The sequence below is a fragment of the Mycobacterium ahvazicum genome (genome assembly GCF_900176255.2).
GTDB classification, from domain to species: Bacteria; Actinomycetota; Actinomycetes; order Mycobacteriales; family Mycobacteriaceae; genus Mycobacterium; species Mycobacterium ahvazicum.
Genome location: NZ_FXEG02000003.1, coordinates 1,657,716 through 1,676,652, shown reverse-complemented (window position 1 = coordinate 1,676,652; position 18,937 = coordinate 1,657,716). Strand labels below are relative to the sequence as shown.

Sequence of the window (18,937 nt, the reverse complement as noted above, 5' to 3'; positions counted from 1 at the left end):
TCTATGAAGTCGACATGCGTCCCGGATCGCTACCGTGTCGCGGCATTCAGCAGTGCGGGGCCCAGCACCTCTGGTTAGGGCAATAGGTCGCGTGCGCGATGCCGACCATGGATGCGACGTCGCCGATCGTAATGCCTCTGGGGTCCAAGTTGGCGTGCACGTCCCGGGATATCTGGTCCGCCGACCAGCCCCAGCCGAGATCGTCACAAATGAGCTGGGCCATCCCGATCAGGGCGCCCTCGTGTCCCGGTGGCCAGGACAGGCCGGCGGCGCGTAGTTGAGCAAGGTATCCGTCATTGACGGGATCGGCAGTCGCCATCGGTGCGCTCGCAACCAGGGCGGCACTAATCATTGCGGGAGCGGTAATTCTGACCAGCCAGGCAGATGTGGACATGGAGTCAGTGTGCGCCAAATGTGTGAAGAACAAAGAAAGTCGGGATAGCCGTTGAGCTCTGACAATCTTGGCCATCATGGGCGGGGGCCGCCGAGACCGGCGGCGGCCCGGATCTGTCGACGAGCCGCGCCGCGATCAGTCTCGGGAAATATGTAGTGGCTCAAGGCAGTCCGTGCGATGGCGCCGGCAAGGTCGCGGGGATCCACCGTCCCGGCCAGCGCCCCCTCGCGGGCGCAGCGCTGCAAGACCCCTATCAGCCCTTGGGTGATCATGGGTAGTGCCGCGGCCATCTGGTCGTGGGCGAAGCCCGGCTCGAGGTCGAGCAGCCGCCCGGGCGGCTGAGCCTCGAGGAATGCTGCGACGACGTCGAGCGCCGCCTCCAATCGTGCGACACCGACGACTCCCGACATCGCGTCGTCCATCGCCGTACCGAACCGACGGCGTTCGCGTTTTCCCATCGCGTCGATCAGGTCTTCTTTGGACACGAAGTAGCGATAGATGGTGGGTCTCGACACCCCGGCCAGCGTTGCCACGTCCGACAGTGACAGTTTGCGGGCGCCGGTCCGGAAGATCAGCCGCTGCGCCGCGTCCAGGATTCGGTCGGACAGATCTCCGTGATCTGAACGGGGTCTGCGCGATTCGGCGGTCGACACCGTGGCGGCCCCTACAGCTTGCCGAGTTTGCGCAGCCACGAGATCAACAGCCGCAGCCCATCGTCGAAGGACATCGGCACATACCCGAGGCGCCGGGCGGTCAGGTTGTCTTTGGTTCTGGGCTTACGCTCGCTGCGGGCCGCGGCTTCCGCGATGGCCATCAGGGTGGGCCCGAATTCGGCGGTCAGCGCCGCGGAATCGGTGCGGTAGTCGAGATCCTCGACGCGGTGCTCGATTCCGGCCACCTCGCAGGCGCGGTTGATGCCGCCCGCCGTGCTGAAGGTGTCCTCGGGCCGGCCGACCAACAGGTAGCGCTCGCCGGCCACCCCGTTGTCCAGCGCGGCGATCGAGCCCTTCGCGACATCCGCTCCGGCCACCCAGGTCACCGGAAAAGCCAAGTAGCGCTTGATCTTTCCGCGCATGCCCGCCAACAGCACCCGATTGAAACTGGTGCGGTGCAACGCGCGTTCCACCACCAGGCCGGGCCCGAAGATGGCGCCCGGGTGACACGTCAGCACGTCGTCGCCGGCGTCCGCGCGCCGGTGGGCCTCCTGAAAGGCGGCGAGCTTGGTGACGGTGTAGGGGTCGTTGGGCGGGTTCTCGAGCAATGGCGCCTCTTCGAAATCGACGCCCGTGCTCAGGTCGAGGAAGGTGGCGGTGCTCAGGGCGACGACTCGGCGCATGCCGTGCGCCTTGCCCGCGTCTAGGACGTTTGTCGTGCCGTCGACATTGACGGCCTTGAAGTCGTCGAGGTCCTGACTGGCACCGCCCAGCAGCGCGGCGCAGTGGATCGCGGCCTCGGCGCCCTTGGCCGCATGGAGCACATCATCGGTGTCGCTGATATCGCCCTTGACCAACTCGACGCCGATCTCGGCCAGCGCGACCGCGTCGTCGGGATTGCGCACCAGGGCGCGGACGTGGTCGCCGCGCTCGATCAACTGCTCACAGACGTTGCCGCCGGTCTGACCGGTGGCGCCGGTGACGAAGATCGTGCTGGCCATCGCAGCCTCCCTGGAACTAGCCATGCGTTACATATCGAACATATTTAGTGAGAACTGTAAGCCTTGAAGTGGGATTGTTCTATAGTCGACTCCATGGCACTCACCCCCGCCAGCGTGCTGCTGACCAACCGCGTCGCGGTCGTCACCGGCGGCGGTGCGGGCATCGGGCGCGGCATCGCGGCCGGGCTGACGGCATTCGGTGCGCGAGTCGCGATCTGGGAACGCAACCCCGATACCTGCGCGGCCGCCGCCGACGAGATCGGCGCTCTGGGCATTCCGGTGGACGTTCGGGACAGCGCCGCGGTCGACGCCGCGCTGGAACAGACCGCGGGCGAGCTCGGGACGGTGTCAATCCTGGTCAACAACGCGGGCGGTGTCTTCTGGTCGGGAATCCTCGACACCAGCGAGAACGGCTGGGATGCCCTGTACAAGTCGAACCTGCGGCATGTCTATCTCTGCACGCAGCGAGTGGCCCGCGTCCTCGTCGAGCAGAAGCTGCCCGGCAGCATCATCAGCGTCACCTCGATCGAGGGCGTGCGTGCCGCACCCGGCTATGCGACCTACGCGGCCGCCAAGGCCGGTGTCATCAACTACACCAAGACCGCCGCGCTCGAACTCGCACCGCACGGCATCAGGGTCAACGCGCTGGCCCCCGACATCACCTGGACCGAAGGTCTCGAGCAGATCGCGCCGCCGGGATCCCAGCAGCGGATGGGCTTCACGGTCCCGATGGGACGCGCGGGTCACGTCGACGAAATGGCCGGGGCGGCAGTGTTTCTCGCCTCCGACATGTCCAGCTACGTCACCGGCCAAACGATCCACGTCGACGGGGGCACCCATGCCGCCAGCGGCTGGTACCACCACCCGGAAACCGGGGCATACGCTCTCGGACCGACAACTCAATAACGATTCGTTAATTCACGTCCGCCGGTCGCCATCGCGGTTGTGTTGATAACCGCTGCGACTAATTAATCGCCGGTATTCATCGAGACATGCGCTGACATCCCGCCGTCAATAGAAATCATTTGTCCCGTGATGTAGCGGGACTGCTCGGAAGCCAGAAAAAGAACAAGTTCTGCGACGTCTTGTGGCTGTCCTACGTACGGCGTCAGCGTGGCCCGGCCCAGGCCGTCGAGGATGTCGGGGGACAGGTGCGCGCGCACGGCGTCGGTCAGGATCAAGCCGGGCACGATCGTGTTCGCCCGGATGCCGGCCTTGCCTTCGCTGGTGGCCACATACATCGTCAGGGCGTGCACCCCCGCCTTCGAGACGCCGTAAGCCAGGCGGGTGCGGTCACCCGAGAGCGCCGCGCCCGACGACATGTTGACGATGGAACCGCCACCGGTGCTTCGCATTTCGGGCACGGCGTGTTTGCACATCAGCAGCTGACTGCCGAGGTTGGCCTCCATGGATCGCTGCCACACATCGAGAGGCATCTCGGAGACGGTGGTGTCGCGGGCCAGGAAGCTGCTGGCCGTCAGCGCCGCATTGTTGTGCAGGACATCGATGCGCCCGAACTCTGCGACGGTGGCGTGCACCACCGAGCGCGCCACGTCTTCCTCGGCAAGATCGCCGCCGAGGCCGATTGCTCGCGCGCCGCTGTGCCGAATCCGGTCGGCGACCTCTTCGGCTTTGACTTCATCGATATCGACGACGGCAACCGCCGCGCCTTCACGGGCCAATTCGGCCGCGGTCGCCGCACCAATCCCGCCAGCCCCTCCGGTAACTATTGCGACCTTTCCGGCGAGTCTGGACATCGATTTCTCCTTTTCAGTGCCGCACGCAAAAGATAGCCTGAATTAATGCCGCGTATTGCACCAATCCCGATGGAAGAACTCAGCGCGCACTCGCGCGAGATCGTCGATGCCGGCGTGGCCGCCGGGCTCTACGCGACGCCGGTACCGTTGCAGATCTTCGCCTATCGCAGCGCGCAGCTCGAACAGGTGAACACGGCGCGGACCCACCTCGGTGCCGGCACTCTGCTCGGCGGACGCATTCTCGAGCTATTGCGCATCCGCAGCGCCCAACTCGGTGAATGTGAGCCGTGCAGCCAGTCGCGCAAACATGATTCGATCACCGACGAGGACGTCGTCTGCCTGCTCGCGCCGGGCCACGACACGCTCACCCCACAGGAGCAGCTGGCGGTCGAGTTCCTCGATCTGCTCTCGGCGGACCATCATGCGATCGACGACGAGTTCTACCAGCGGCTGGGTGAGCACTTCACCGCGGCACAGATCATCGAACTCGGGTTCACCTGTGCGGGCGTCATGGGGTTGCATCGCTTTATCCACACCCTCAACGTGTACGGCGATTCGCCACCTGTCATCGAATACGGCCGGGACCAGGTCGACGCGGCCAAGGCGGTGTGAGAATGCCAAGCCGATCCTTCAGCCATGCTCAGGGGAGAATGCGCAAGCCCCACCGGCCGAGCAGTGGATACACGAGTGTGAAGTACGTCGTATGGTCGTCACCTTCCGGTGAAGACATCAAGATGCCGACTGCGCTAACGCTGCCGTCCGCGTTCTTCACGAAGCCAGGGCTCCCGCTGTCGCCTTTCAAGCTGTAGACGCTGGCTTCGACCACTCCGTCGTCGACGCTCTTGACGGTGCCGCAAGTCTCACCGGTGACCGCGCCGAGCTTGCAGAACGGCGTGCCCACCTGAATCTGGGAGGGACTCAGGACATCTCGGACCGGGTACTTGCCGCCGACATCTCCCACCGGTACCCCGACGCTCGGGTCAAGGCGGATGATGGCGGCGTCCTTGTTATCGCCATCGTTCTCGCTCGCGGTGATTCTTCCCAGCGGGACATCCTGCTCGTAAGTCCATATCGAACCGTCGTGCGCATCGCAGTGCCCACTGGTCAACAGGTAGTAGCTGTTATCGCTGCCTTGAGTCGCGAAACCCGCTGTGCATCTGCCGCTTTCATCGTCGACCTCGACGCCCGGCATCGGAGGTGCGGCGGCTCGCGCCATGGCGGCGAGCGCCGTGGCCCCAATCAGCACGGCACTTCCGATCGCGAGACTCCGAAACCATACTGCCGTGGCATGGACCGAGACGCGGCTTGTGCGCTTCACCGACTAGTCCAGAGGAGTTGCGACGCAGTCACTGATGCCCCGCAACATAGTGAGGCGTTTCTCAAGTTCTCGCTTGGCGACCTCACACGCCGAGCCGGGATCGTCGGCGGCGGTGTCTGGCACGGTTAGCGTGACTCTGCGCTGTGTGCCACCGATGGATTCCCAGTCGGTGAACATCGGCGATTGCTCGACAAACGGTCTTGCGGGGCCCTGGTGAGGGATGTCCGCATAGATGATCACACGCCAATTCATGTTGTTGACCCCAACCGTCGGGCCGTCGCGGCTACCAAGGCGATGGCTTTCGGTGATGCTGTAAGCGGGCCCGCGCCGGAAGGGTGCTGAATCCGGATCCGACGCGGGCCCATCTGGGTGCCTGCTGACTTGCGCCCAGAACCCCATCGTCGCGTCGGTACCGGACCGGCCACTAGGGACTAAAGACTCCAGTTGTCTGCGAATGCTGACCCGCCCATGACCCACGGCGCTTAGGGGATGTGGCCGCTCGGGACGATGTCGGGTGCGTACGGGCGATTCAGGGTGGCGGTGACAATCTGTCCGCCGACAGTCACGACGAAGGCGCACCGTTAATCCATTGCGGCAGCTTGCCTCTGGTGCCACCGCTCAATATTGCGCACCCCGTCGCGCACGAAAGGACTCGCCCGTAACAGACCGAACAAGGTGTCGCGCACCAGCGAGCCGGGGAAGCGCAGCGGCCGCTTCACGTGAAGCAGCAGGATCACGCGGTGATCCTCGGTGTCGTTCCACACCTCGTGCGGGAACATGTCGTCAAAGATCGCGATGTGGCCCTCCTGCCACACCACCTCATGGTCGCCGATCGTCATCCGACAGTTCTGGCGGTCACGCGGCACGGTGAGGCCCAGATGGGCGGTGACGATGGCCTTGGTCGGCCCGGTATGGCGCGGCACGTGTGCGCCGGGCAGCATTACCGAGTACATGGCGGTCATCAGGCCCGGGATGCGCTCGAGGGCCCGCGCCGTCTCTGGGCAGCGGCCGCAGTTGACCTCGCTGCGGATCCCGTAGCCCCAAAGGAAAAAGGAGCGCCAGCGCTCATCGACCGCGATCTTTTCATGATCGACCGAAATCTCGCGCAACGCGGGAACCGACATCGGGTCGCGCATCACCTCCCGGGCCTCGTCGCGGATGGCGGTCCAGCTCTCGGCGAGGTCGGTCGTCCAGGGAAACACTTCGTTCGGGAAGACCTGGTATTCCTCAGTCGCCGCGAACCGCATCATGATCCAGTCGATGATCGGTAACAGCCAGAGGCCGAAGGCGATGATCAGTTCGCGGCCGGACTTGAGCCCTACCATCTTGTATTCGGCTGTCCTAGAGAACATTCCGCTCGCTCGTACGGCTTAAACCGCACGGCTCGAGCGTTGCGTCGGGACAACGGCGGGCGCTGACGGCGCGGCAGTGTCCAGCGAGTCCCCGTTTCGGTAAAAGGTCTTCTCCCATTTCTTGTGCGCCTTCTTTCCCTCCCTGATGAACGGGGTGAAGGCGGCGATGTTGAGGAGCAGCCAATTGACGAGGGAGGCCGGGAAACGCAGCGGCTTGACGAAGTCGACGAACAGCACGACGCGGGTTTCGTTGGAGCGGTTCCACGCCTCGTGCTCGTATGAGTCGTCGAAGATCAGGATCTTGCCTTCGTCCCACTCGCAGACGGTGTCGTCCACGCTGATCGCAACCGTGCCGGGCGCGGCGTCCGGCACGAGCAGGCCGAGGTGGAGGCGGAGCACGCCGTTGTAGGGTCCGCGATGTGGCTTGAGGTGCTTTCCCGGCTCGAGGACCGAGAACATCGCCGTCTTCATACCCGGGATCGTGTGCAGGATGCGCCACGTTTGCGGGCACCGGCGAATGGCCTCGGCCGACTTGGCGCCGTAGCAGGCCAAGACGAACGTTTTCCAGTCGCGGTCGGTGCTGATCGAGCGCAGCTCACTCAAGATCTCGTGGCAGCCGGGCAGCTCCTCCTTGCGGATTAGCAGGCTATCGAGTTCGGCGCGGACCTGGTGCCATTCACGCTCGATGTCCATCGCCCACGGAAACTCCTCGACGTCATACATCGGTCGATTACCGAGTTTCGCGTACTTCTCGTTGAGCTCCTGGGCCCATTCGACTATATGCATCAACGCACGATTTATGAGTCCAGGCCGGTTCAAAGTGTCTTCGATTCCCGCGGTGCGCCGGACGGAACCTGCCATGAATTCAGCCTTTCTGTGGCCGCTATCTCGCAATACATATAGGGCCGATCCTGTCCAGGTCCCGAAGGGCCCGACCCGACCCTAGCCGCAACCTCGTTATTCGCTCAACACACGCGCCGGCCAACATGTTTCGTCACCGACCGGCCATGTAATGGCAACGGGACTGACAGGTTATCTTGCCCGCCGGAGGGCTACCACTGGCTCGAGACGCGGGAATCGGAGCCGATGTCATTGCGGATTAGCCACTGCGATGCGAGGATGTTCGCGAAGAATGCAATAGCGGCAAGATGAATCAATGCTTAACGTACCCAAGAAAAAGGGTTGTCATGCGTACTGCGGTTTTCGACGAGATAAATTCTCTCACCATCAATTCACCTTCCATCAAATTGCATGTCACAGAACTGCTCGCGTCGATCGGGTACCGGCCACCCGCTGTGGGCGCGTGAGGGAGCACGCCCGGCCAGTGTTGGCCGCGCTGATCGGGGGCGGGGCATACGGTTGCTGGGCGGCGTTTACTCACCACCGGCTCGGCTTGGAGGTCGCGGTGCGCGCGGGCTTCGCACAGCTGGCACTGAGCGTGATCGCGACCCTGGTGGCGGTGCTGGTGCTCGAACGGCTTTTCCGCGTGCCGTCGAATCCCGTGCGCGGCTTCTGGTTGGCCGCGCTGGGAACTTCGACGCTGAGTGCGATTTGGCTGTACGTGGGCCACGAGCTGGCGGCCACACCCGACATCGCGGTGACGATTGCACCCCCCGTGATTGTGGGCACCGCGTCGGACTTCCTTTACGCCGGTGCGCTGCTCGTGCTGGCCAGAAGGGGCGCTGGCACCAAGGGGGCGTCCGTTCGCTGAGCGCGCGGCCGCCACCGTTCGCGGCGGGGTCCGGCCCGTATCGCGTCAACCGATCCTGAACAGGGGAGCAGGCGGTCATGGCAGTAATCCAGTCGTCGACCTGGCGAGCCGAACAAGATGGCAAGTCTGGCCGCGTCACCTCGTGCGTGTTAGTGGCGGTGGCGCTGGCCGGCCTATGCCTCCAGCTATTGGTCCTGCCGCTCTGGTTGCTGCCGGCGGATCCGGGCTTCGGATGGCTGCTGGCGCCGATCGCGCTGCTCTCGATGCCGTTCTGGTCGCTGATCCACGAGGCCATCCACGGCACATTGATGCGGCAAAGGAAATGGAACGATGGCTGCGGTCGGGTGCTTGCCATCGGCTATGGCGCGCCATTTGTGCTGCTCAAGTCCGCTCATCTGTTGCATCACCGGTACAACCGGACCCGCCGGGAGCGGACCGAGGTCTTTGATCCGGCAACCTCAAGTTGGGCTGCGGCGGCTCCCGCGTACTACCTGCACCTTCTGGGCGGGCTTTACGTCATTGAGGCCGCTTCAGTGTTGCTCGTCGCCGCGCCGCGCCGGCTCTGGCGCTACCTGGGGCGCCTGCTCGACTCGCCCGACACGTTCGGCGGCATGTTGCTCGAGGGCATCAGCCGACGGCACCTGGGGGAGTTCCGCTCGGACGCGGTTTTGGTGGGCGCGGTGTATGCGGCCGCGGGCTTCGCCTACGGTCGGCACGTTTGGATGCTGGCCGTCGCGATCGCTGCGCGCGCGGTTTTGATCTCTATCGCGGACAACGCATACCACTACGGCACCCGGCTCGACGCGCGGTTGGAGGCGCTGAATCTTCGGCTGCCGCGAGCTTTGGAACGATTCGTCCTCGCATTCAATTTGCACAGCGTTCATCACCGGCATCCGGGCCTGCCCTGGTACGAACTTCGCTCGGCATTCTTGGCCGACGGTGACGAATTCCACCTCGGCTGGTTCACGGCCGCGGCGCGGCAACTGCGTGGGCCGATCTCGGCTGATTCGGCCGACCTTCGGCAGCCAACATTGCTTCGAAAAAACTCAATCGAGCGAGGCTAAAAGGCAAGCGAGACAAGGACTGTGGCTCCGTTGTTGCGGACTTCGCCGGCGCCGGTCCGGGAGCGGTTACGGTTGGTCGCCTGGGGATCCATCAGTTGGTACATCTGGTTCAGGTCTGAGCTCGTTGTGCGACAACCGGTCCCAATCTGGTCACCTGACGACGTCGCCGCCGCGTTGGGCCGACGTCGTGGTCGGGCGGTGCGCTCAATAGCAGCGGTATTCATCGGCCGAACAAGTCAGCCTCTGCGGGCGACGTCTTGGCTCAGGATCTGGGGCCAGGTCTCGACATCGGCCGGGACGTGCGCCACGGTGAGCGTTGACCGCGGCATCAGTGTCGCAAGCGATTCCGCCGTCGACATCGGATGCGCCGGGTCACCGACCCAGGCAAGAATCGTCGTCGGTACATCGATTCGTGCGACCGCTTCGCGAGCGGGCAGGTCGCTGAGAGCCGCGCCTCGAAACAGTGACGGCAGCAGTGCATCGGCCACATCCGGAACTGTTTCGGGCGCGCCGACCGTGGCTGGCGGCGGAGTCGCCCCACGCGCCGACGCGATGAACGCCCCGACTCCCTCGGTTTCGATAAGTTCGGCCGCAGCCCGGTAGATGGCCGCCTGCGCGGGCCGGGTTTCCCACGCGGTGGCCGGGACCATGAGCGTGAGGCCGGCGAAGCGGTCCGGCTCGCGGGCAGCCGCGTGCAGCAGCGTGCCGGTACCCATGGACGGGCCGACTCCGTGCACCCGTTCGCCGGGAAACCATTTGTCGAGCAGCTGCAGAAGATCCTCGGCAAGGCTTTCCCATCGGTAATCCTCGTCGACCTTGCGCCCAGTCGACTTGCCATGGCCGCGTGCGTCGTACCGCAACAGTCGGGTCCCGCTGAGGCCCCTGCCGAGGTCGAGATTGAGTACCCGGTCACGCGCGCGGCTGGAGGTAAGTCCGTGCAATTGAACAACCGGATGACCACCCTCGTCGCTCAGTTCAACCGCAAGCTCTGCTCCAGGAACCACGAAAGTGGACATCACGCAACTCTTTTCACGACCCGACGGCTCGCCCCGCGCTGACCGAGCATTCAGGCTATCTGGGGCGTTAGGGTACCGCCATGCGGCTGACCAACGTGGCGCACCTGCGGCTACCCTTCGGACGACTCTGGGGCTACGACGTGTCGGTGTCTGACCTCGGCCGGCAGCTCCCGGTGTCTTTTGACCAACGCATGCACGTTGGTGCGGGCCCACGGCCCGGTTCCTGGATGGCTCTGTCCATTCGGTTGTCTGCGGGGGTCAGCCGCCAATCGTTGGCCGATGCGTGGCTGGCGGTGATCGCCCGTCACGGCACGCTACGAACGGCATTCACACCCGGGCCGGACGGCGAACCGCAGCTGCATGAGATCGATATTCACCCGGACAGATGGGTCGAGCATGAGATCACTCCGGGCCAGGCGGTCAACGACGCATTGCGAGTAGTTCTCAATGCGGCGTGCTCGCCCTATGCGCGGCCCTCGCATCGGTTGTGTGTGTTGGAGACTGCCGCCGGATTGACGGTGGTGATCGCCGCCGACCACGCCCACGTGGACATGTGGTCGATGCTGGTGATTGCCCGGGACCTGTTGTCGGTGCTCGCTGACGCGCGCATCGGTCGTAAGCCGTTGCTGCAGCCGCCGCCGGCATTTGTCGTGCACACGCAAGCACTGTTGGACCGTCCTGCGGCACCGGACCATGTGCGCGCCCGATGGGCACAAATCATCAACGACAGCGGTGGGGTCATGCCACGGTTTCCGCTGCCGTTGGACGAATTCGGGCCGCATCCCGAACGCGTTGAAGTGCGTGACGTGTTCGACGTCGATGATGGCGCCGCGTTTGCCGAGCAGGCACGCGAGGACGGTGTCTCGACGCTGGCGCTTGCGGTGGTCGCCATGACTGCGGTGACCCGCGAGTTGGCCGGGGTCCCACTGCGCGCGGTGTTCCCCGTGCACAGCCGATTTGAAGAAAAATGGCACGACTCGGTGGGCTGGTTCATCACCAATTCGGTATTGGAGTCGGCGGTGGCCGAGCCGTCCGCCGCGGCCGCCGCCGTCAAAGAAGCGGTGCAGCTGGGTTCCTGGCCACTGGCCGACGTACTGGCTCCGTGGGGTGGAATGCCCGTTGCGCCGGGCATGTTCGCGATTTCCTGGCTGGACCAACGCAAACTTCCGGTGCGCATCGACTCGGTCGGACTCGACGCCCAGTATGTGAGCGCGAGCGTTGACACCGACGGCGTGATGCTCTGGTTCATCCAGGACGAGTCGGGGCTGCATCTGCGATGCCGCTATCCAGATACCGCGGAGGCACGAACCAACGTGGGGGCGTGGCTGGACCTGTTGGTGGCGCGCCTACAGGCGCTGGCACAGTCCTCGGTTCGAGGACTGCTGCAGGTGTCGGGCCGCACATTCCGTGTGCAGCGCGCGGCGCGCGAACACGTGGGGGTGATCGCCCAGCTGCTCTCCGACGACGAATTCAGTCAGGATCGCGAAGACGCCCAACTCGAACGCTACGAGACGGCCTACGACCTCGTCGTTCGCAACCGATCCAACTATCTCGGAGTCGTCCTGAACAGTTCCGACATGGTCGTCGCGACGGTGCAATTGACCGTCATTCCCGGCCTTTCCCGCGGCGGTGCCACCCGGCTGCAGATCGAGGGTTTACGGGTCGCCAAAGCCGAGCGTGGACAGGGCCTTGGTACTGCACTCGTCGAGTGGGCGCACAACTACGGCCGAGCACACGGGGCGCAGCTGGCGCAGGTGACCACGGACGAGGCTCGCGAAAGGGCGTTGGCGTTCTATCGCCGGCTCGGGTACCACGCCGCCCACGTCGGGCTGAAATGCACCATCTGATTAGCCGAGCTGACTAACCGGCACATCGTCTGACCTGCGTAAATCCTGGTGCCCCCGGCAGGATTCGAACCTGCGGCCTTCTGCTCCGGAGGCAGACGCTCTATCCCCTGAGCTACGGGGGCGCACGATATACATGCTGCGCCGATGGGCTTGAAACTATCCGGGACAGACTAACGCATCCGGGTGGCCGAGCTGACATCCAATGGATTCGGGGCATAGGCACGCTAACCAATAGGATGGACGCTCGTGACCCCTGCTGACCTGGCTGAGCTGCTCAAAGCCACCGCATCCGCGGTGTTGGCCGAGCATGGCCTCGACGCGTCGGCGCTCCCGGCGACGGTCACGGTGGAGCGGCCCCGCAATCCCGAACACGGCGATTACGCGAGCAACCTGGCCATGCAGCTGGGCAAGAAGGTCGGCGCGAACCCACGCGAGTTGGCAGGATGGCTGGCCGAGGCGCTGGCCAGCGCCGACGGTGTCTCCTCGGCGGAAGTGGCCGGACCGGGCTTCATCAACTTGCGCCTCGAGGCGTCGGCCCAGGCCAAGGTCGTCAACGACGTGATCGACGCGGGCGACCGCTACGGATACTCCGACACACTGTCCGGCACCAAGATCAACCTGGAATTCGTCTCGGCCAACCCGACCGGACCGATCCACATCGGCGGTACTCGCTGGGCGGCCGTCGGCGATGCGCTGGGCCGGCTGCTCTCCACGCAGGGCGCCGACGTCACGCGCGAGTACTACTTCAACGACCACGGCGCCCAGATCGACCGCTTCGCCAACTCGCTGATCGCCGCGGCCAAGGGCGAACCCGCGCCGCAGGATGGCTACGCCGGCAGCTACATCAACGACATCGCCACTCAGGTGTTGCAGAAGGCGCCCGACGCGCTGGGGCTGCCCGATGCCGAGATGCACGAGACCTTCCGCGAGATCGGCGTCGACCTGATGTTCAACCACATCAAGGAGACGTTGCACGAATTCGGCACCGACTTCGACGTGTACACCCACGAAGACTCGATGCACACCAGCGGGCGCGTCGACGAAGCCATCGCCCGGTTGCGTGCGGTCGGCAACATCTACGACAAGGATGGCGCAAGTTGGTTGCGCAGCAGCGCTTTTGGTGACGACAAGGACCGCGTCGTGATCAAGAGCGACGGCAAACCCGCCTACATCGCCGGGGACATCGCGTACTACCTGGACAAGCGCCAACGCGGGTTCGACTTGTGCATCTACATGCTCGGAGCCGACCACCACGGCTACATCGCGCGGCTCAAGGCCGCGGCGGCTGCGTTCGGTGACGACCCCGCCACCGTCGAGGTCCTGATCGGGCAGATGGTCAACCTGGTGCGCGACGGCCAGCCGGTGCGGATGAGCAAGCGGGCCGGCACCGTGATCACGCTCGACGACCTGGTGGACGCGCTCGGTGTCGACGCCGCCCGCTACAGCCTGATCCGCTCGTCGGTGGACACCGCGATCGACATCGATCTCGCGCTGTGGTCCTCTGCGTCGAATGAAAACCCGGTCTATTACGTGCAATACGCGCATGCCCGGCTCTCGGCGCTGGCCCGCAACGCCGCCGAGCTCGGCCTGATTCCCGGCGGTGCCGGTTTTGAAGGGCATCTCGAATTGCTCAGCCACGACAAGGAGGGTGCGCTGCTGCGCACCATCAGCGAGTTTCCGCGGGTGCTCGACACCGCCGCGTCGCTGCGCGAACCACACCGGATCTGCCGTTACCTGGAAGACCTTGCCGGTGACTACCACCGGTTCTACGACTCGTGCCGGGTATTGCCCCAGGGCGACGAACAACCCACGGACCTGCACATCGCCCGGCTGGCGCTGTGCCAGGCCACCCGGCAGGTTATCGCCAACGGACTGGCAATACTCGGCGTCAGCGCCCCGGAGAGAATGTGAACGTCCATCCGGCCGGTCCCCGGCATGCCGAAGAGATCCGTCACGCGGACAGCCCGCCCCGACCGCAGTCTCCGGAGGAGCTGCTGGCCTTGGCTCCGAATGTCTGGCCGCGCAACATGGTTCGCAACGATGCCGGGGTGGCCGTCATCGCCGGAGTCCCGGTGACCGAGCTGGCCCAGGAATACGGAACTCCACTGTTCGTCATCGACGAGGACGACTTCCGCTCCCGCTGCGCAGAGATCGCGTCGGCGTTCGGCGGCGGCGCCAATGTCCACTACGCCGCAAAGGCGTTCCTGTGCAGCGAAATTGCGCGCTGGATCGACGAAGAGGGCCTCTGCCTTGACGTCTGCACCGGCGGGGAACTGGCCGTTGCGCTGCACGCCAACTTCCCGCCGGAGCGAATCACCCTGCACGGCAACAACAAATCCGTCGCCGAGTTGACGACCGCGGTCAAAGCAGGTGTGGGCCACATCGTCGTAGACTCGATGACCGAAATCGAGCGCCTCGAAACCATCGCGGGGGAGGCCGGCGTCGTCCAGGACGTCTTCGTGCGACTCACGGTCGGCGTCGAGGCACACACCCACGAGTTCATCTCCACCGCGCACGAGGACCAGAAGTTCGGCCTGTCGGTCGCCGGCGGCGCGGCGATGGCTGCGGTGGAGCGGGTGTTCGCGACCGATCACCTGAGGCTGGTCGGCCTGCACAGCCACATTGGTTCGCAGATCTTCGACGTGGCCGGATTCGAGCTGGCCGCACGCCGAGTCATCGGCCTGCTGCAGGAGGTCGTCGCGGTGTTCGGGGTCGAAAAGACCGCGCAGATATCCACCGTTGATCTCGGTGGCGGCCTTGGCATTTCGTACCTGGCCTCCGACGACCCGCCGCCGATGTCCGAACTCGCGGCCAAGCTGAGCGCGATCATCAACAACGAGGCCGCGGCCGTGGGGCTGCCCACGCCCCGGCTGGTGGTCGAGCCCGGCCGCGCCATCGCCGGACCCGGGACGATCACGCTCTACGAGGTCGGCACCGTCAAGGACGTCGAGGTCAGCACGACGGCCATCCGGCGCTATGTCAGCGTCGACGGCGGCATGAGCGACAACATCCGCACCGCGCTCTACGACGCGCAGTATGACGCCCGGCTGGTGTCCAGAATCAGCGACGCACCGGCGGCGCTGGCCCGTATCGTCGGGAAGCACTGCGAGAGCGGCGATATCGTGGTGCGCGACGCCTGGGTGCCCGGCGACCTGGGGCCGGGGGACCTGCTCGGGGTGGCCGCGACCGGTGCCTACTGCTATTCGCTGTCGAGCCGCTACAACATGATCTGCCGGCCTGCCGTGGTCGCGGTTCGCGATGGGCGGCCCCGCCTGATCCTGCGCCGCGAGACGGTCGACGATCTGCTGAGTCTGGAAGTGAGGTGACTGTGTCGGGTAATGCAAAGCCAGTCGGCGTAGCGGTACTCGGGTTGGGCAACGTCGGCAGCGAAGTGGTCCGCATCATCGAGGAGAGTGCGGACGATCTCGCGGCCCGGGTCGGCGCCCCTCTTGCGCTGCGCGGCATCGGGGTACGGCGCGTCGCCGACGACCGTGGTGTGCCCGTTGAACTGCTCACCGACAACATCGAAGAGCTGGTCTCGCGGGAAGACGTCGACATCGTCGTGGAGTTGATGGGGCCGGTCGAGCCGTCGCGCAAGGCAATCCTGGCCGCACTCGAGCACGGCAAGTCGGTCGTGACTGCCAACAAGGCTCTGTTGGCCACCTCGACCGGCGAGCTGGCTCAGGCCGCCGAAAACGCGCATGTCGACCTGTATTTCGAGGCGGCGGTCGCGGGCGCGATCCCGGTGATCCGTCCGCTCACCCAGTCGTTGGCCGGTGACACGGTGGTCCGGGTGGCCGGCATCGTCAACGGCACCACCAACTACATCCTGTCCGCGATGGACAGCACCGGAACCGACTACGACAGCGCCTTGGCCGACGCGAGTGCGCTGGGCTACGCGGAAGCCGATCCCACTGCGGACGTCGAAGGCTACGACGCGGCGGCCAAGGCCGCGATCCTGGCGTCCATCGCCTTCCACACCCGGGTGACCGCCGACGACGTCTATCGCGAAGGCATCACCAAGATCACCCCGGCCGACTTTGCGTCCGCGCATGCGTTGGGCTGCACGATCAAGCTGCTGTCGATCTGCGAGCGCATCACGACCGACGATGGTCAGCAACGGGTTTCGGCGCGCGTCTACCCCGCGCTGGTGCCGCTGGAGCATCCGCTGGCCACCGTCAACGGCGCGTTCAACGCAGTGGTGGTGGAAGCCGAGGCAGCGGGCCGGCTGATGTTCTACGGCCAAGGGGCCGGCGGTGCGCCGACCGCATCCGCGGTGACCGGTGACCTGGTGATGGCCGCTCGCAACCGGGTGCTGGGCAGTCGCGGGCCGAAAGAGTCGAAATACGCCCAATTGCCGGTCGCACCAATGGGTTTCATCTCCACGCGCTACTACGTGAGCATGAACGTCGCGGACAAGCCCGGGGTGTTGTCCTCGGTGGCGGCCGAATTCGCCAAGCGCGAGGTCAGCATCGCCGAGGTCCGTCAGGAAGGCGTCGCGGACGAGGGCGGGCGACGGGTGGGGGCTCGCATCGTGGTGGTCACGCACAGCGCCACCGATGCCGCACTATCGGAAACCGTTGATGCGCTGGCCGATTTGGACGTCGTGCAGAGTGTGGCAAGCGTGCTGAGACTGGAAGGAACCAGCATATGAGCACGCCGCGAACCGCCGTCCACAAGCCCTGGCCGGGTCTGATTGCCGCCTACCGCGACCGGTTGCCGGTCGGCGAAGACTGGACGGCGATCACGCTGCTCGAGGGTGGCACGCCGTTGATCCCGGCCGCCCGGCTGTCGGAGCAGACCGGCTGCACGGTCCACTTGAAGGTGGAGGGGCTCAACCCCACCGGCTCGTTCAAGGACCGGGGCATGACGATGGCAGTCACCGACGCCGTGGCGCGCGGACAGCAGGCCGTGTTGTGCGCATCCACCGGAAACACCTCGGCGTCGGCGGCGGCCTACGCGGCGCGCGCCGGCATCACCTGCGCGGTCCTGATACCCCAGGGCAAGATCGCGATGGGCAAGCTCGCGCAGGCGGTTATGCACGGCGCCAAGATCATTCAGATCGACGGCAACTTCGACGATTGCCTGGAGCTGGCCCGCAAGATGGCCGCCGACTTCCCGACAATCTCGTTGGTCAACTCGGTCAACCCGGTGCGTATCGAGGGCCAGAAGACGGCCGCGTTCGAGATCGTGGACGCGCTGGGCACCGCGCCGGACATCCACTCGCTGCCCGTCGGCAACGCCGGGAACATCACCGCGTACTGGAAGGGCTACACCGAGTACCACCAGGACGGCGTGTTCGAGAAGCTGCCCCGCATGCTGGGCACCCAGGCGGCCGGAGCGGCGCCGCTGGTGCACGGCAAACCCGTCAAGAACCCCGAGACCATCGCCACCGCGATCCGGATCGGTTCGCCGGCGTCATGGACTGCCGCCGTTGCGGCTCAGGAGCAATCCAATGGACGCTTTCTGGCAGCGACCGACGAGGAGATCCTGGCGGCCTACCACCTGGTGGCCGAATCCGAGGGCGTGTTCGTCGAGCCCGCCTCGGCGGCCAGCATCGCGGGCTTGCTCAAGTCTGTCGAAGACGGTTGGGTGCCCCGCGGGTCGACCGTGGTGTGCACGGTCACCGGCAACGGTCTGAAGGACCCCGACACGGCGCTGAAGGATGTGCCCAGCGTTTCCCCGTTGCCGGTGGATCCTGTACTCGTCGTCGAGAAGCTCGGGCTGGCCTAGTCGTGAATCAGCTGCTGCCCGCCGGGCTGGTGGCCAGCGCCGTGGTGTCGGCGTCCAGCGCCAATCTTGGCCCGGGTTTTGACACCATCGGCCTCGCATTGAGTCTGTACGACGAGATCGTGCTGGAGACAATCGATTCCGGCTTGGTCGTCGAGGTCGAGGGCGAGGGCGCCGGCCAGGTGCCGCTGGGGCCCGAGCACTTGGTGGTGCGCGCCATCGAGCGCGGGCTACAGGCCGCCGGGGTCCGTGCCCCCGGCCTGGCGGTGCGCTGTCGCAATGCCATCCCACATTCTCGCGGTCTCGGGTCGTCCGCGGCGGCTGTGGTCAGCGGTCTTGCCGCGGTCAATGGCCTTGTCGCGCAAACTCATTCCGCCCCGTTCAGCGAGGCGCAGCTGATCCAGCTGGCCTCGGAGTTCGAGGGTCACCCCGACAATGCCGCGGCCGCGGTGCTGGGCGGCGCGGTGGTTTCGTGGACCGAGCGGGCCGACGACGCACCGGCTTACTCCGCCGTCCCGCTGGCGCTGCACCCTGATATCCGCCTGTTCTGCGCGATCCCGGAGGAGCGGTCATCGACCGCCGAGACGCGGGTACTGCTCCCCGCTCAGGTCAGCCACGAGGATGCACGATTCAACGTCAGCCGCGCCGCATTATTGGTGGTCGCGCTGACCCAGCGCCCGGATCTGCTGATGGCGGCCACCGAAGACGTCCTTCATCAGCCGCAACGAGCCCCGGCCATGCCGGCGTCGGCGGAATATCTGCGGCTGCTGCGGCGTCTTAATGTGTCAGCGACGCTTTCTGGGGCGGGTCCGTCCGTTATCGCATTGACTACCGAGTCGGAGTTGCCTTCGGAGGCGTTGGACTGCGGCGTTGCCAACGGATTCAGGATCACCGAGGTGACGGTCGGCGAAGGGGCTCGCTGGAGCCCGGGTGTCACAGTCGCTGGTTAATCCACAAGCTCGCCGGGGGGTTTGCTTGCTTCGAGCACAGATGCGGGTTATCCTCGGCATCGTCCAGCAATCGCAGCATCTGCATCTGCATACATACTGCCTTGCCGCTGGGATAACACCAATTCTTCTCGTGGACGAGGTTCG

18 protein-coding genes and 1 tRNA gene are annotated in these 18,937 nt (G+C 65.3%); 10 read left to right on the top strand and 9 right to left on the bottom strand.

Annotation, left to right across the window (positions count from 1 at the left end; genetic code table 11):
- Positions 1-46 precede the first annotated feature (46 nt).
- The 3 genes from MAAFP003_RS20470 to MAAFP003_RS20460 form a co-directional block, all read right to left on the bottom strand.
- Positions 47-394 (bottom strand): DUF732 domain-containing protein, encoded by a 348-nt coding sequence (locus MAAFP003_RS20470; RefSeq protein ID WP_423790915.1) that lies wholly within the window; start codon positions 392-394, stop codon positions 47-49.
- A gap of 74 nt (positions 395-468) precedes the next feature.
- The gene (locus MAAFP003_RS20465; RefSeq protein WP_096289588.1) at positions 469-1,047 is read right to left on the bottom strand and encodes a TetR/AcrR family transcriptional regulator; all 579 of its coding nucleotides are present in this window, start codon (positions 1,045-1,047) and stop codon (positions 469-471) included.
- Between the two features lie 11 nt (positions 1,048-1,058).
- Complete coding sequence (locus tag MAAFP003_RS20460) at positions 1,059-2,048, bottom strand: NAD-dependent epimerase/dehydratase family protein (RefSeq protein WP_096289587.1); 990 nt, start codon at positions 2,046-2,048, stop codon at positions 1,059-1,061.
- Between the two features lie 93 nt (positions 2,049-2,141).
- On the opposite strand from MAAFP003_RS20460, the gene MAAFP003_RS20455 reads away from it, so the two are divergent.
- The gene (locus tag MAAFP003_RS20455) at positions 2,142-2,954 is read left to right on the top strand and encodes an SDR family NAD(P)-dependent oxidoreductase (protein ID WP_096289586.1); all 813 of its coding nucleotides are present in this window, start codon (positions 2,142-2,144) and stop codon (positions 2,952-2,954) included.
- 62 nt (positions 2,955-3,016) lie between these two features.
- Here the strand turns inward: MAAFP003_RS20455 and MAAFP003_RS20450 are convergent, their stop codons facing one another.
- Positions 3,017-3,805 (bottom strand): SDR family NAD(P)-dependent oxidoreductase, encoded by a 789-nt coding sequence (locus MAAFP003_RS20450; RefSeq protein WP_096289585.1) that lies wholly within the window; start codon positions 3,803-3,805, stop codon positions 3,017-3,019.
- A 45-nt stretch (positions 3,806-3,850) separates the two neighbouring features.
- Between MAAFP003_RS20450 and MAAFP003_RS20445 the strand changes: the two genes are divergently transcribed.
- A complete protein-coding gene (locus MAAFP003_RS20445; RefSeq protein ID WP_096289584.1) occupies positions 3,851-4,417 on the top strand; it encodes a carboxymuconolactone decarboxylase family protein in 567 nt (188 codons plus the stop codon).
- Between the two features lie 28 nt (positions 4,418-4,445).
- Here MAAFP003_RS20445 and MAAFP003_RS20440 read toward each other — a convergent pair whose 3' ends face one another.
- From MAAFP003_RS20440 to MAAFP003_RS20425, 3 genes are all read right to left on the bottom strand, one after another.
- Positions 4,446-5,021: a S1 family peptidase gene (locus MAAFP003_RS20440; protein WP_243394161.1), complete on the bottom strand. Its 576-nt coding sequence runs from the start codon at positions 5,019-5,021 to the stop codon at positions 4,446-4,448.
- A 683-nt stretch (positions 5,022-5,704) separates the two neighbouring features.
- Positions 5,705-6,373, bottom strand: a complete 669-nt coding sequence (locus MAAFP003_RS20430) for an aspartyl/asparaginyl beta-hydroxylase domain-containing protein (RefSeq protein ID WP_165796445.1) — start codon at positions 6,371-6,373, stop codon at positions 5,705-5,707.
- 120 nt (positions 6,374-6,493) lie between these two features.
- Positions 6,494-7,261 carry an aspartyl/asparaginyl beta-hydroxylase domain-containing protein gene (locus tag MAAFP003_RS20425; protein WP_243394133.1) on the bottom strand — a complete coding sequence of 256 codons (768 nt, stop codon included), beginning with the start codon at positions 7,259-7,261 and terminating at the stop codon, positions 6,494-6,496.
- Positions 7,262-7,778: 517 nt separating this feature from the next.
- On the opposite strand from MAAFP003_RS20425, the gene MAAFP003_RS20420 reads away from it, so the two are divergent.
- On the top strand, positions 7,779-8,186 hold the full coding sequence (locus tag MAAFP003_RS20420; RefSeq protein WP_096289580.1) for a hypothetical protein: 408 nt from the start codon (positions 7,779-7,781) through the stop codon (positions 8,184-8,186).
- Positions 8,187-8,338: 152 nt separating this feature from the next.
- Positions 8,339-9,250, top strand: coding sequence for a fatty acid desaturase (locus MAAFP003_RS20415; RefSeq protein ID WP_207768559.1), 912 nt, complete (start codon positions 8,339-8,341; stop codon positions 9,248-9,250).
- A gap of 236 nt (positions 9,251-9,486) precedes the next feature.
- Here the strand turns inward: MAAFP003_RS20415 and MAAFP003_RS20410 are convergent, their stop codons facing one another.
- On the bottom strand, positions 9,487-10,266 hold the full coding sequence (locus tag MAAFP003_RS20410; RefSeq protein WP_096289578.1) for an alpha/beta fold hydrolase: 780 nt from the start codon (positions 10,264-10,266) through the stop codon (positions 9,487-9,489).
- An 80-nt stretch (positions 10,267-10,346) separates the two neighbouring features.
- Between MAAFP003_RS20410 and MAAFP003_RS20405 the strand changes: the two genes are divergently transcribed.
- On the top strand, positions 10,347-12,113 hold the full coding sequence (locus MAAFP003_RS20405) for a GNAT family N-acetyltransferase (RefSeq protein WP_096289577.1): 1,767 nt from the start codon (positions 10,347-10,349) through the stop codon (positions 12,111-12,113).
- A gap of 46 nt (positions 12,114-12,159) precedes the next feature.
- Here MAAFP003_RS20405 and MAAFP003_RS20400 read toward each other — a convergent pair.
- Positions 12,160-12,235 (bottom strand) — tRNA-Arg (locus MAAFP003_RS20400).
- Between the two features lie 124 nt (positions 12,236-12,359).
- Here MAAFP003_RS20400 and argS point away from each other — a divergent pair.
- From argS to thrB, 5 genes are read left to right on the top strand one after another with little or no spacing between them, the layout of a single operon-like run.
- On the top strand, positions 12,360-14,024 hold the full coding sequence (argS, locus tag MAAFP003_RS20395) for an arginine--tRNA ligase (protein ID WP_096289576.1): 1,665 nt from the start codon (positions 12,360-12,362) through the stop codon (positions 14,022-14,024).
- Positions 14,021-15,439: a diaminopimelate decarboxylase gene (lysA, locus tag MAAFP003_RS20390; RefSeq protein ID WP_096289575.1), complete on the top strand. Its 1,419-nt coding sequence runs from the start codon at positions 14,021-14,023 to the stop codon at positions 15,437-15,439. Before argS ends, lysA begins: the two co-directional genes overlap by 4 nt.
- Positions 15,440-15,441: 2 nt before the next feature.
- Entirely contained in the window at positions 15,442-16,767 is a 1,326-nt protein-coding gene (locus MAAFP003_RS20385) for a homoserine dehydrogenase (protein WP_096289574.1), read from the top strand.
- On the top strand, positions 16,764-17,846 hold the full coding sequence (gene thrC, locus MAAFP003_RS20380) for a threonine synthase (RefSeq protein ID WP_096289573.1): 1,083 nt from the start codon (positions 16,764-16,766) through the stop codon (positions 17,844-17,846). The genes MAAFP003_RS20385 and thrC overlap by 4 nt, the downstream gene beginning before the upstream one ends.
- Positions 17,847-17,857: 11 nt before the next feature.
- A complete protein-coding gene (gene thrB / locus MAAFP003_RS20375) occupies positions 17,858-18,793 on the top strand; it encodes a homoserine kinase (protein WP_096291291.1) in 936 nt (311 codons plus the stop codon).
- Positions 18,794-18,937 lie beyond the last annotated feature (144 nt).

Excerpts from the sequence above, each read along its gene's own strand:
- MAAFP003_RS20470 (WP_423790915.1), bottom strand. The coding sequence starts at position 394 with ATGTCCACATCTGCCTGGCTGGTCAGAATTACCGCTCCCGCAATGATT.
- MAAFP003_RS20460 (WP_096289587.1), bottom strand. The coding sequence starts at position 2,048 with ATGGCCAGCACGATCTTCGTCACCGGCGCCACCGGTCAGACCGGCGGC.
- MAAFP003_RS20455 (WP_096289586.1), top strand. The coding sequence starts at position 2,142 with ATGGCACTCACCCCCGCCAGCGTGCTGCTGACCAACCGCGTCGCGGTC.
- MAAFP003_RS20450 (WP_096289585.1), bottom strand. The coding sequence starts at position 3,805 with ATGTCCAGACTCGCCGGAAAGGTCGCAATAGTTACCGGAGGGGCTGGC.
- MAAFP003_RS20445 (WP_096289584.1), top strand. The coding sequence starts at position 3,851 with ATGCCGCGTATTGCACCAATCCCGATGGAAGAACTCAGCGCGCACTCG.
- MAAFP003_RS20440 (WP_243394161.1), bottom strand. The coding sequence starts at position 5,021 with ATGGCGCGAGCCGCCGCACCTCCGATGCCGGGCGTCGAGGTCGACGAT.
- MAAFP003_RS20430 (WP_165796445.1), bottom strand. The coding sequence starts at position 6,373 with ATGATGCGGTTCGCGGCGACTGAGGAATACCAGGTCTTCCCGAACGAA.
- MAAFP003_RS20425 (WP_243394133.1), bottom strand. The coding sequence starts at position 7,261 with ATGCATATAGTCGAATGGGCCCAGGAGCTCAACGAGAAGTACGCGAAA.
- MAAFP003_RS20410 (WP_096289578.1), bottom strand. The coding sequence starts at position 10,266 with ATGTCCACTTTCGTGGTTCCTGGAGCAGAGCTTGCGGTTGAACTGAGC.
- MAAFP003_RS20405 (WP_096289577.1), top strand. The coding sequence starts at position 10,347 with ATGCGGCTGACCAACGTGGCGCACCTGCGGCTACCCTTCGGACGACTC.
- thrC (WP_096289573.1), top strand. The coding sequence starts at position 16,764 with ATGAGCACGCCGCGAACCGCCGTCCACAAGCCCTGGCCGGGTCTGATT.